The organism is Paenibacillus sp. JCM 9796 (genome assembly GCF_055379675.1).
This window is the reverse complement of sequence record NZ_AP043723.1, coordinates 3,035,480-3,048,373: the sequence shown is the minus strand read 5'-3', so window position 1 is coordinate 3,048,373 and position 12,894 is coordinate 3,035,480. Positions and strand designations below refer to the sequence as shown.

Sequence of the window (12,894 nt, the reverse complement as noted above, 5' to 3'; positions counted from 1 at the left end):
TCTATGTAATCGGCGCTCCTCGGAACGACCAGCGTATCTTTCAAGCCTCCTCCGCTTCATTACCCGTCCGGAGAGAAAAAAAAACAGCAGGAGTAATATTCCCCTGCTGTCGTTGTTTTATGATTAAGCGGTTTTTACAAAGTACGCCACGATCAGAGACAAAACAAAGAAAACAACGGCCAACGCCATAGTCAAACGCTGCAAGAACAGCTCCAGACCGCGCGCCTTCTGTTTCCCGAACAAATGCTCCGCACCCCCGGAGATGGCACCGGATAATCCCGCGCTTTTGCCCGGCTGCAGCAATACGGCCGCGATTAATCCAATCGACGCAATCACCAAAATAATTTTCAGTGCAATTTCCATCTTCACACCTCCTACGAGCAGCAATCACAACTTGTCCGAAAATAGACAGCAAGCTTATTATACCACAAAAAAAATACGCTGACAAATCCAGTCCATACGGATGTGCAGCGTAACGGTATTTTTGTCAGGTTCAACGTTCGAACTGTTGCTGGATGCGAGGCTTCCCTTCGCGATGAGACGATCGTCCGCGGAGGAACAGCTTCAGCGCTTTGACCGCGCACCATAACGAGAAGACGGTAAACAGCACGGCCCAGCCGATCGCCGGGAACGGCGTCACCGCGCTCAAGTTGGAGGCGTCCCCTGCTCGCATCGGATCGTTCCACGCGTACATAATGAGCGAAAGCGGCCCGAAAACCGATTCCTCCAGCGTCAGGAACGCCAGCAGCAAGTAGTACAGATCCCGCAACCATCGCGGAGCGATAGCCAGCACGATCACGTTCAGAATGATGAACCCGATCAGCCACGAAATACCGGCCGGATTCCGAACGAACAGCACCAGAGACAGCACCGCAAGCAGTGTCATTACCTGCAGCCCGAGGCGCTCTTTATCCCGCGACCGGAGCCGGAACAACAATAGCGCAAACAGCGAAGCTGTCGCATACCCCGCGAGCGAGATCGGAATTAAGCTCCATCTGCTCGATACCTGCGAATACGTAACGCCGCTGTGGTTGGCGTACAGCTCGATGTACATCACCTTGCCGGACAGCGCCAGCGTGACGACAGCGTGACCGAATTCGTGGATCATGGTATCCAGATTGCGGAAAAAATCGCTGAAGGGAATCAAATGCGTAAGAAAGGCCGATACCACAAGAAACAGTACAGTCTTTATCAGATTACTCATAAGATTCCCTCCGGGGGTTGGTCAGGTGAACAAGGTTGAGGCTAGGCGCCTGCCTCCTGTCGGCTGCGAGCAGCTGTATGCCCTCCGGCCTTTGTTAAAAACGGATGATTGGATTTGAAATAAGCTGCGGGTATCATCCGTTTTTAAAGGCGGCACGTAAACTCTCCGGTGCATACACTACTCTTCGCCTGACGGCAAAGCTCCAAGTCCAAAACCTCTTCTACCTGACAGTTTATTTATATATATTATTTGAAGTTTTTCAAGTTGTAGAACGCGGATTTGCCTGCGTATTGAGCGACATCGGCCAATTGATCCTCGATGCGGAGCAATTGGTTGTATTTCGCTACGCGGTCCGTACGGGAAGGCGCACCGGTTTTGATTTGGCCTGCGTTCGTCGCTGCCGCGATGTCGGCAATCGTGCTGTCTTCGCTTTCGCCGGAACGGTGGGAAATAACCGCCGTGTAGCCGGCGCGCTTCGCCATTTCGATCGCGTCGAACGTTTCGGTCAAGGAACCGATTTGGTTCACTTTGATCAGGATGGAGTTACCGATGCCTTTCTCAATACCTTGGGACAGACGCTCGGTGTTTGTCACGAACAGATCGTCGCCGACGAGCTGAACTTTGGAGCCCAGCTTCTCGGTCAGAAGCTTCCAGCCATCCCAGTCGTCTTCGGAGCAGCCGTCTTCGATGGTGATGATCGGGTATTTGTCGACCCAAGCAGCCAAGAAATCGACCCACTCGGCGGACGTGAAGGATTTGCCTTCGCCTTCGAGGTGGTATTTGCCGTCTTTAAAGAACTCGGTGGAAGCGACGTCCATGCCGAGGAATACGTCAACACCCGGCTTGTAGCCTGCGCGTTCGATCGCCGTGATGATCGTTTGAATCGCTTCTTCGTTCGAACCCAGGTTCGGAGCGAAGCCGCCTTCGTCGCCGACAGCAGTGTTCAGGCCTTTTTCTTTCAGAACCGATTTCAGGCTGTGGAAGATTTCAGCGCCTGTGCGAAGCGCTTCTTTAAACGTAGGAGCGCCTACCGGCAAGACCATGAACTCTTGCACGTCTACGTTGTTGTCGGCATGCGCGCCGCCGTTGATGATGTTCATCATCGGAACCGGGAGCGTCTTCGCGTTGAATCCGCCGAGGTAAACGTACAAAGGAATATCCAAAGCTTCGGCAGCTGCGCGGGCAACCGCCATCGATACCGCGAGGATCGCGTTCGCGCCCAGCTTGCCTTTGTTCGGAGTGCCGTCAAGCTGGATCATGCGCTGGTCGATGCCAACTTGGTCCAAAGCGTTCATGCCGATGATTTCCGGAGCGATGATGTCGTTCACGTTCTCAACGGCTTTCAGCACGCCTTTACCAAGGTAACGGGATTTGTCACCGTCGCGAAGCTCTACAGCTTCGTAAGCGCCGGTAGAAGCGCCGGATGGAACGATTGCGCGGCCGCGCGCGCCGGACTCCAGATACACGTCCACTTCAACCGTCGGGTTACCGCGGGAGTCAAGCACTTCACGAGCGTACACATTAGAAATTACTGTCATGATTCTAAACACTCCTTATCATTTTTAATCAAGCTTCGGCGTCATTAAACACGCTGAGCAATCAGCGAAGTTCCGGTCATTTCCTCCGGCTTCGCTACGCCGAGAATCGCCAAGACCGTTGGGGCAATATCTGCCAAAATGCCATCGTTCCTTAGTGTAACATGACTATCCGTCACAATGAAAGGCACCGGATTCGTCGTGTGCGCCGTATTGCGCGAGCCGTCCGGATTCGTGACGACATCGGCGTTGCCGTGGTCGGCCGTAATCAGCGCAACGCCGCCTTTGGCGAGAATCGCTTCGACCACTTGACCGAGGCAATCGTCTGTCGCTTCGATCGCTTTCACCGTCGGCTCCAGCAGGCCCGAGTGCCCGACCATGTCCGGATTGGCAAAGTTCAAGATGATGACGTCCTGCCGCTCCGCTTCAATCTCGGCGACCGCTGCCGCCGCGACTTCGTAAGCGCTCATCTCCGGCTTCAGGTCGTAGGTGGCGACCGCCGGCGACTTGATCAGAATGCGGGTTTCCCCCGGAAGCTCGACATCCCGGCCGCCGCTGAAGAAGAACGTCACGTGCGGATACTTCTCCGTCTCGGCGATGCGAAGCTGCTTCAGGTTGTTCTGTACGAGCACTTCGCCGAGCGTATTGTCGAGATTTTTCGGCTTATACGCCACGTAACCGCCGACCGTCTCGCTGAACAGCGTCAAGCAGACGTAGTGCAGATCCGTCGGCGCTTTATCGCCGCGGTCGAAGCCGCGGAAATCGCTGTTGGTGAATACTTGCGACAATTGAATCGCCCGGTCCGGGCGGAAATTGAAGAACACGACCGCATCGCCGGATTCGACGAGTCCGACCGGCGTACCGTCCGGCTTCACGATGACCGTCGGCATGACGAATTCGTCGAACACCGAACGCTCGTACGATTCCGTGATCGCTCTCATCGGATCTTCATACTTCGGACCGTCGCCGTATACCATCGCACGGTACGACTTCTCTGTCCGCTCCCAGCGCTTGTCACGGTCCATCGCATAATAGCGGCCTTGTACGGTCGCGATGCGGCCGACGCCGAGCTCGGCGATTTTGGCAAGCAGCTGCTCCATGTACTTTGCGGCGCTGTCCGGGGCTACGTCGCGGCCGTCCAGAAACGCATGAATGTACACATCGTCCAGCTGCTCTTTCTTGCAGGCTTCGAGCAAAGCGAACAAGTGTGCGATATGGCTATGCACGCCGCCGTCGGAGAGCAAGCCGTAAAGATGCAGCTTCTTGCCGTTCTGCTTGGCGTGACGAATCGCGCCGAGAATCGTTTCATTATCGTAAAACTCGCCGTCGCGAATCGATTTGGAGATCCGGGTCAAATCCTGGTACACAATCCGTCCCGCGCCAATGTTCAAATGGCCGACTTCCGAGTTGCCCATCTGACCCTCGGGCAGGCCGACCGCTTCCCCGCACGCCGTCAAGGTCGTGTGCGGGAATTGGTTCCAATACCGATCGTAGTTCGGCTTCTTCGCTTGGGCAACAGCGTTGCCCTGCACGTCGCCGCGCAGGCCGAAGCCATCCAAAATAATGAGCGCTACCGGTTTCGGTCTGGCCATTTTACTTGGCCCCCTCAACCAGCGCGATGTAAGAGGCCGGCTCCAAGCTGGCGCCGCCCACGAGCGCACCGTCGATATCGGCTTCGTTCATGTACTCGGCGATGTTGTTCGGCTTCACGCTGCCGCCGTATTGAATCCGGACCGCTGCCGCCGTTTCCGCGCCGTACAGACCTTCGACCAGGCCGCGGATGTAACCGATCACGTCCTGCGCATCGGCCGCCGTAGAAGATTTGCCCGTTCCGATCGCCCAGATCGGCTCGTATGCGATCACGACTTGAGCTGCTTGCTCCGCGCTCAGACCGGCAAAAGCCGCTTCCGTTTGCACTTTGCACACGTCTTTCGTTTGACCGGCTTCGCGCTCTTCGAGCTTCTCGCCTACGCACACGATCGGCGTCAAGCCGTGCTTGAACGCGGCATGGACCTTCTTGTTCACCGTCTCGTCAGTTTCCGCGAAGTAAGCGCGGCGCTCGGAGTGCCCGATGATAACGTAATCTACGCCGAGGTCTTTCAGCATAACGCCGCTGATTTCGCCCGTGTAAGCGCCGTTGTCTTCAAAATGCAGGTTTTGTGCGCCGACTTTCAGCGTCGTGCCCTTCACGGCTTCGACCAACGCCGGAAGGTTCGTGAAGGGAGCGCAAATGACGCTCTCCACGCCGTCTACCTCCGCTTTGCCTTTAACCTCGTTAACGAATGCTACGGCTTCGCTTACCGTTTTGAACATTTTCCAGTTGCCTGCAATAATCGGTTTCCGCATCGATGTCCGAGCCCCTTTCCAAATTTGCCTTAAACAGCTTCATCTGCTTATCGTAAGCTATTCCTTATCGTTCAAAGCCACGACGCCCGGAAGCGCCTTGCCTTCCATAAACTCGAGGGATGCGCCGCCGCCGGTCGAGATATGATCCATCTTGTCAGCCAATTGGAACTTCTCGGCCGCCGCCGCCGAATCGCCGCCGCCGATAACGGTGTAAGCGCTCGTCGTCGCGCAAGCTTCCGCCACGGCACGCGTTCCGTGCGAGAACGGTTCGATTTCGAATACGCCCATCGGTCCGTTCCACACGACCAGCTTGGACTCGGCAATCACCTTGGCATATTTCTCGCGCGTTTTCGGCCCGATGTCGATGCCTTCCCAGTCCGCCGGAATTTCGCTGATCGATACGATTCGCGTGTTCGCTGTAGGGCTGAATTCGTCGGTGACCACGATGTCGTCCGGCAGCAGGAAGTTCACGCCTTTTTCCTTCGCTTTGTTGATGAAGCTGAGCGCCAGATCAATCTTCTCGTTATCGACGAGCGATTTGCCGATCTCGTTGCCAAGCGCCTTCAGGAACGTGTAGGACAAGCCGCCGCCGATAATGATGTTGTCGGCAATGTTCAGCAGATTGTTGATGACGTCGATCTTGTCTTTGACTTTCGCGCCTCCGACGATCGCAGTGAAAGGACGCTCCGGATTGTTCAACGCTTTCCCGAGCACATCGAGCTCCTTCTCCATCAGAAGGCCGGAAACGGCCGGCAAGTGATGCGCGATGCCTTCGGTCGAAGCATGAGCGCGGTGAGCAGCACCGAACGCGTCGTTCACATACAGGTCGGCCAGCTCCGCAAACGACTTGGCCAGCTCCGGATCGTTCTTCTCTTCACCGGCGTAGAAACGAACATTCTCAAGCAGCAGCACGTCGCCGTCGTTCAACGCCGCGACTTGCGCTTTGACCGCGTCGCCGATCGCTTCATCCGCTTTCAAAACCGGCTTGCCGAGCAGTTCGGACAAACGGGCGGCCGCCGGCGTTAAGCGCAGCTCCTCTACAACTTGTCCCTTCGGACGGCCCAAGTGGCTCGCCAGAATCACTTTCGCGCCGCGCTCGGTCAAATACTTGATGGTCGGCAAAGTTTCACGAATCCGCGTATCGTCGGTAATGTGGCCGTTCTCCAGCGGTACGTTGAAATCCACCCGCACAAATACCCGTTTTCCGCTAACTTCGACGTCACGCACGCTTTTCTTGTTCATTTCTCGTCGCCTCCCGATTGATTACTCGATATTCTTTCCCGCATTCTCTCTTTAATTTTCGCTCTCTATCCGAATTTTCCCTATCTGTTCACAAATTAGGCACATTTACCCGCACACAAAAATTGTGGTCATGATCTGCGTCTCGCCCGCACCTCCCGCTAGGGAACTCCGCGTTGGCCCGCTCCCGTGCAAACCGATACCGGCTTGCCGGAAGCGGACAAATGCCGTCCCTGCGCTATTGGTCGAACTTGAGTTTCAGTTCATCACCACAATGGGTTTCAAGCGATCTTACAGACCTTTTTTCGCGATGAAGCTAACGAGATCCACGACGCGGTTGGAGTAGCCCCACTCGTTATCGTACCAGGAAACAACTTTCACCATGTTGTCGCCGACAACCATCGTGGACAACGCATCGATTGTCGAGGAAGCAGGGTCGCCGTTGAAGTCGCTGGATACGAGCGGCTCTTCGGTGTAGTTCAAGATACCTTTCAGCGGGCCGTTAGCCGCTTCTCTCAAAGCTGCGTTAACTTCATCAACCGTTACGTTTTTGCTGACTTCAACTACGAGGTCCGTTACGGAAACGTTAGGTGTTGGCACGCGCATAGCCATACCGTTCAATTTGCCTTTCAGCTCAGGCAATACGAGGGAAACGGCTTTCGCTGCACCGGTCGTGGACGGAATGATGTTCTCGGCAGCTGCACGTGCACGGCGCAAGTCTTTGTGCGGCAGGTCGAGCACGGATTGATCGTTCGTGTAGGAGTGAACCGTCGTCATCATCCCTTTTACGATACCGAACGTGTCGTTCAATACTTTCGCAAATGGCGCCAAGCAGTTCGTTGTGCAGGATGCGTTGGAGATAATCGTATGTGCAGCAGGATCGTATTTATCTTCGTTAACGCCAAGCACGATCGTGATGTCTTCGTTCGTAGCAGGTGCGGAGATGATAACTTTCTTCGCGCCGCCTTTCAAGTGAAGCTCGGCTTTCTCTTTAGCTGTGAAAATACCGGTGGATTCAACGACGATTTCAACGCCGTTAGCTCCCCATGGCAGGTTTTCCGGGTTGCGCTCGGCAAAGACTTTAACCGTTCTGCCGTTCACGATCAATGCGCCTTCCGTCGACTCCACCGTAGCGTCCAATTTGCCGTGCGTCGTGTCATATTTCAGCAAGTGAGCCAATGTTTTAACATCCGTCAAGTCGTTGATGGCTACGACTTCAACTTCAGGGTTATTCAGCGCTGCGCGGAACACGTTACGTCCGATACGTCCAAATCCGTTAATACCAATTTTCGTTGCCATGAGAAAGTTCCTCCTAAAATATGGTTTCTTTTTATATATGTCAAGACAGGTATAAACCCGTCAAGATGTCAAGCTTCTTACGATTTCAGCGGCGGCAGCCTCATCCGTAACGAGCACATCCTCGTGACCGTGGCGGAGAACGGCGACGATCGCCTCGCCCTTGCTCTTCCCGCCCGCGATGCCGATGACCGTATCCATCTCGTGAATGTCTTCGATGCGAAGACCTACCGTAGGCATCTTGTGCAAAATGCGGCCGCTGCGGTCGAAGTAGTAGCCGAATGCCTCCGCGAGCGCTCCTTCGCGCTGCAAACTGCTCGTCGTTTCCGGATCGACCTTCCGGCGTCTTGCCATGACCATAGCATCTCCCATGCCGTGTACGACCATCCTTGCCCGGCGGATGAACTGAATGATCTCGGCGATATGATCGTCCTGTATCAACGATTGGTAGGCCTCTTCATTCAAGTGGTCCGGCACGTGCAGCAGCCGGTATCGGGCGCCGGCCTTCTTGGCCATCGTAGCCGCCACCGTGTTGGCCTGCAGTTCCACGCTTTCGCCAAGTCCGCCTCGTGCGGGGACGAACCAGCAGCTCTTCATCGACGCCGTAGCATTCAACTGATCGGCCACCTGCGCCATCGTTGAGCCCCCCGTAACGGCGATGACTTCATCTTCTTTAACCAGCTTTCGCACCACCAAAGCGCCGGCGCGGCCCAGTTCCTTCTTCGCATGCGGCGAAACTTCCGAATCGCCCGGCACGATCACCACCTGCTTCAAGCCGAATCGGTCGCGAATGAGCTCTTCCCACTCCGTCAATCCGAATACGTCTTTGACCAGCGGCTCGATCTTCTCGAGCAGAACGCGGCCCGCATCGGTGATTCGCATCCCCGAAGCATCGATCTGAAGCAAGCCCTGTTCTTTGAGAAAATCGACTTCACCGCGCAGCACCCGCTCGGTCGATCCGATCGAAACCGCCAGCGTACGGCGTCCGACGACTCCCGAAATAAGAATGTGCTGTAGAATCGTGTACCGTTTTTTCATCGTTTCGAGCAGGTCGGGCAGAAGCTGCTTCTGAATATCCAGAATATCTCGCATGGCCTCGAATCTCACATCGCTCTCTGTTGGGACTCTTTTTGTCCCGGTGATACATTTTCAGTCCCACATGACCCAAAAAAAGAACTAAGCTTCTCACTTAGATGTTCCCATTATAATTCAATTTGATTCCACATTCAAGTAGATATCCGCCTAAAAAAAGACATCAACTTTGACTTGCAATTCATTGGAGAATGTCTTATAATAACTTTTGCTGTCACTCTTTGTGACTTGCACAACATCATACGCGCCCGTGGTCCAATGGATATGACGTAGGCCTCCGGAGCCTGAGATTAAGGTTCGATTCCTTACGGGCGCGCCATCTATACTAACGACAATCAGCCCTAACTTCACGTGATGGCTGTTTTTTTTACTCTTTGTTTGACCTTTCTTGACCTTTGTTTGAATTTCCGCTATGATGGATATAGTTTAATTATAAAAGGAGGCTGCAGCACATGAGTTTTATTCCTATGGTTGTCGAACCGGATGCAAGAGGGGAACGCGCATATGACATTTATTCGCGCCTGCTTAAGGACCGGATTATTTTTCTCGGTAGCGGAATCAACGACGTTGTAGCCAATTCGATCATCGCGCAACTGCTTTTCCTGGCCGCACAAGACCCGGACAAAGACATTAGCCTGTATATCAACAGTCCCGGCGGCTCGATCACTTCGGGGATGGCGATTTATGACACGATGCAGTTCATTAAGCCGGACGTTTCGACGATCTGCGTCGGTATGGCCGCTTCGATGGGTGCTTTCCTGCTGGCGGCAGGCGCCAAAGGCAAGCGCTATGCGCTGCCGAACAGCGAAGTCATGATCCACCAGCCGCTCGGCGGTGCGGAAGGCCAAGCGAGCGACATCGAAATTCGCGCGAAGCGCATTCTGAAGATGCGCGACAAGTTGAACACGATCCTTGCGGAGCGCACGGGACAATCGTTCGAGCGGATCGAGAAGGACACCGACCGCGACAACTTCATGTCCGCGGAAGAAGCGAAAAACTACGGCTTGATCGACAACGTCATCGAGCGGATCTAAACCAAACCTGTAACAGCCCTGACTCTACGGCTCTCCTGCCGCGGGGTCAGGGCTGTTGTCATATCGCAAGACGGCAGGGTTATTCCGACGCCGTAGTGAACGTGAACGTATGCGTACGCCGCCCTGCCTCTACGGTGATCTGCACACGCGCTCCGGGAGCAAAGCCGCCCTCCGGCCTGTAGCTCATACCGCCGCCGGAACCCGCGGTCTCTCCCGGGACCGGTGTATCCGGCGAATCTGCGTAACGAACGCGCATGCCCATGCTGTCGTGCCGGCCCTTCCACACAACCCGAACCTCGCTATCGCGGGGAACCTCCAAGCTTCCGTCCGCCGGAACCGTTTGCGCGATCCAATGCGAGCTTTGATAGCGGTCCCAGCCCCACCACCCCCCGATAACTGCCGCGAGTAGAGCGAAATAAATCGCACCCTCCCTCGCCCTCAGCCGCAGCTCCGGCTCCATCCGGCCGGTTAATGCATAGCCTGATACGACCGCCGTCATTAACGCCGTGACCGCCAGCCAGATGTGCAGCAGCATGCCAAGCCCGAACCCGATCCGTTCCCACGGCATCCAATGGCGTACGAAGCTGCCCCCGTACATCAGCCAGCTGAACAAGGCGGGCACCTGCCCCAAGACGACGAAAGCCATGCCGACGATACCAAGCAGCAGCAGGCCTCGTTTCACCGGAAGCGAGCCCAGTCGGTACATCCGCGTACAGACTCCGACGACAAGCCCGCCGATGACGGCGAAGGACCCCCACCTTCCGATTTCTTCCTCGCGGACCCCGCCCAAGATATACCAGGGAACATAAGGTATAAACAGCGTGCCTATTGCAAATAAGCTCCAACCTGTCACTCTCATCCAATTTTCCGGAGCATGCCGTCCGATTCCCATGTTACCTGCGCCTCCTACTTGGTTTCCAAAAATTGACCTGCTCGTTTTCTATAACGGTTCAGGAGACGCGAAGGTTACGCGGGATCGAATAACGTTTCGATGACGGTTGACTGACGGCGGACATCAAGACGCGCTCACTCCATCGTGCTTAAGGCTTCGGGCATCCCGCCATTCGCACCAAAAAACCTCCCGATTCCGCTAAAGAACCGGGAGGCTTCGTTCGTTACTTGGTTTCACGCTCGTCGAGCGGGTAGAAGATTAAATCGATGGGGAACGCCGAACCGGCCGGCGGGCTGAACTCGATATCGAGCGCTTCTTCCGTCCCCGTCGTTTTAGCCAGAATCTGCATGCCGTCAAACGCCGTGATGACGCCGGATTCCGGCACAAGGCGAATTTCGCCGTTGATTTTGAACGGACCTTTAAAGACACCGCCCTTTGGCAAAATCATAACCGCCATTTTGCGCGGCTTATCGGCGTGAATTTTGTACACAACCCCATAATTGCCGTCGTTGTTCACCTGCTGCATCCGAATCGTATCGTAGCCCGGCTGGAACGGATCGATCTTCCCGTCCCCGACGATCAGCCTCGACGGGCTCGTGAAGGTGGTCGCGTCGATGTTCCACTGCACCTCGGACACCGGGAACGAGCCGCGCACGTGTCCGTTGAACGGAAGCAGCGGTAACGTCAGCGAGTTTTGCGAGATCTGGCTGGAGGCGATGAACGAAAACTGCACCAGTCCGTCCGTTTCGACGTCATAGAACAGGTTCACGCCTTGACCCGGATAGAAGTCCGGCATTTGTTTATAGACGAACGTTTGATTCGGCGGAATCGTCAGCTTCTCGTTCAGCGGGTCGCCGAGCAGGAAGTCAACTGTCGCTTCGTTTCCGATCAGGTTCGCATATACGGAAGGCCATACTTCGCCTTTGTTCGTCGTTCTGACGGTGACCGGCTTATCCGTCATATTTTTGGCGAGTATCGCCATCGTCACTTTTTCGTTCGTACCGTTAATATGGTCTGCGTACAGGCGACCCTTGCCTTCGATCGTATCCTGATACAAAATCCCTTGCTGCTCGAACGTCTCGGGACTGTCGCTGACAAGCAGCTTGCGCGATTTGTCTTCCGTCACTTGCTTCGGCAGCTCCGGCAGCTCGTGGAAATTGCTCCACAGTACGGACCAGTTCGTCTTGATGAACGAGCCTACCGGGCTGCGGTAAATCGGATACTCCACCTCATTCAGATAGGTCTCCTTGCCGATAACCAGATAGCGCGTGTAGGGCTCGCTCCGGTTCCCGTGAATGTCCTCTACCGTCAAGGTCACCGGATAGGTGCCCGGCGTGAAGATCGCTTCCTGGCGGCCCTTCCAGTCGAACTTCGCAATGCCCTCGGCATCGGGATCGTAGCTCAAATCGACGTATTTGATCGGCTCTCCGATCTTGTAGACCGACTTGCCGAAGCTGAACTTGGCTACCGGCTTGGAGTTGCCGGTATCCGGGATATAGATGCCTTGCGGCGTCTTCACATATAACACTTCGACGCGTTTAAGCTCGTCGTTGTATGTATAACGGGCGCCCATGTAATCCGCCAGCCAAGTGAGTTTGACCATCAAGCGGCCGTTCACGATCGCCGCCGCGTCGTCAAAGCGCATCCAATAACCGTTGATCCAGACGGATTTGTTATCGCTGTCGAGCAAAATTTGCGCGTTCGGCGTCTCCATCTCGATCATCCGCGTCTGCTCGTTCCATTCGACTTTCATGCCGAACGCATCGCCCAGAAATTTCGCCGGAACGAACATTTTATCCTTGATAATCGTTGCCGGGGCGTCGAGCGTGACCTGCTCCCCATTCAAGAACGCTTCCGCTTTATTTAAGTACAGCAGCACGTACGTCGTCCCTGACGATACCGAAGATTCCTTCTTGTCAGCAGCCGATGCGCTGAAGCCAAACGTCCCGAGCAATAGTGTGAAAACCAGCAATAAGGCCAGTTCCTGTTTCATACGTCTCATGTGTTGTTTCTTCTCCTCTTCTGTCTGTTTCAGGATACCAATATACGACGACAATTTAGACGATAGTTGCCTATAAAAGGTTGCGCCCCATTTGCCGCGTGTTTCGAGTATTAGTCGCCGTTTAGCCAGATGTTCATGAAATGTACAATTTTAAACATACAAAAGCCTCGACTCCCCTCCAGGAAATCGAGGCCTCCCGTTCATGTTTACCCACTACGCGACCACGAGCACAAATGCCACCAATTACGCCGCGA

At 54.9% G+C, this 12,894-nt stretch carries 11 protein-coding genes and 1 tRNA gene; 2 read left to right on the top strand and 10 right to left on the bottom strand.

The annotated features are described in order from the left end of the window. Window positions 1–123 precede the first annotated feature (123 nt). From secG to ACZ439_RS14645, 8 genes are all read right to left on the bottom strand, one after another. A complete protein-coding gene (gene secG, locus ACZ439_RS14680) occupies window positions 124–363 on the bottom strand; it encodes a preprotein translocase subunit SecG (RefSeq protein ID WP_054797504.1) in 240 nt (79 codons plus the stop codon). A 130-nt stretch (window positions 364–493) separates the two neighbouring features. Continuing rightward, window positions 494–1,204 (bottom strand): M50 family metallopeptidase, encoded by a 711-nt coding sequence (locus tag ACZ439_RS14675; RefSeq protein ID WP_155614709.1) that lies wholly within the window; start codon window positions 1,202–1,204, stop codon window positions 494–496. A gap of 245 nt (window positions 1,205–1,449) precedes the next feature. Continuing rightward, complete coding sequence (gene eno / locus ACZ439_RS14670) at window positions 1,450–2,742, bottom strand: phosphopyruvate hydratase (protein WP_054797503.1); 1,293 nt, start codon at window positions 2,740–2,742, stop codon at window positions 1,450–1,452. Window positions 2,743–2,786: 44 nt separating this feature from the next. Continuing rightward, entirely contained in the window at window positions 2,787–4,331 is a 1,545-nt protein-coding gene (gene gpmI, locus ACZ439_RS14665; protein ID WP_127609151.1) for a 2,3-bisphosphoglycerate-independent phosphoglycerate mutase, read from the bottom strand. 1 nt (window position 4,332) lies between these two features. Beyond that, the gene (gene tpiA, locus ACZ439_RS14660; protein WP_127609153.1) at window positions 4,333–5,085 is read right to left on the bottom strand and encodes a triose-phosphate isomerase; all 753 of its coding nucleotides are present in this window, start codon (window positions 5,083–5,085) and stop codon (window positions 4,333–4,335) included. Window positions 5,086–5,142: 57 nt separating this feature from the next. Next, entirely contained in the window at window positions 5,143–6,327 is a 1,185-nt protein-coding gene (locus ACZ439_RS14655) for a phosphoglycerate kinase (protein ID WP_155614711.1), read from the bottom strand. 288 nt (window positions 6,328–6,615) lie between these two features. Further along, window positions 6,616–7,623, bottom strand: coding sequence for a type I glyceraldehyde-3-phosphate dehydrogenase (gap, locus tag ACZ439_RS14650; RefSeq protein WP_127609157.1), 1,008 nt, complete (start codon window positions 7,621–7,623; stop codon window positions 6,616–6,618). Between the two features lie 60 nt (window positions 7,624–7,683). After that, window positions 7,684–8,712, bottom strand: a complete 1,029-nt coding sequence (locus ACZ439_RS14645; RefSeq protein ID WP_127609159.1) for a sugar-binding transcriptional regulator — start codon at window positions 8,710–8,712, stop codon at window positions 7,684–7,686. 244 nt (window positions 8,713–8,956) lie between these two features. On the opposite strand from ACZ439_RS14645, the gene ACZ439_RS14640 reads away from it, so the two are divergent. Beyond that, window positions 8,957–9,031 (top strand) — tRNA-Arg (locus ACZ439_RS14640). A 133-nt stretch (window positions 9,032–9,164) separates the two neighbouring features. Beyond that, a complete protein-coding gene (clpP, locus tag ACZ439_RS14635; protein ID WP_127609161.1) occupies window positions 9,165–9,746 on the top strand; it encodes an ATP-dependent Clp endopeptidase proteolytic subunit ClpP in 582 nt (193 codons plus the stop codon). A gap of 79 nt (window positions 9,747–9,825) precedes the next feature. Here clpP and ACZ439_RS14630 read toward each other — a convergent pair whose 3' ends face one another. Both ACZ439_RS14630 and ACZ439_RS14625 read right to left on the bottom strand, forming a co-directional pair. Further along, entirely contained in the window at window positions 9,826–10,638 is an 813-nt protein-coding gene (locus ACZ439_RS14630; RefSeq protein ID WP_464619830.1) for a hypothetical protein, read from the bottom strand. Window positions 10,639–10,861: 223 nt separating this feature from the next. Beyond that, window positions 10,862–12,640 (bottom strand): copper amine oxidase N-terminal domain-containing protein, encoded by a 1,779-nt coding sequence (locus tag ACZ439_RS14625; RefSeq protein WP_127609165.1) that lies wholly within the window; start codon window positions 12,638–12,640, stop codon window positions 10,862–10,864. Window positions 12,641–12,894 lie beyond the last annotated feature (254 nt).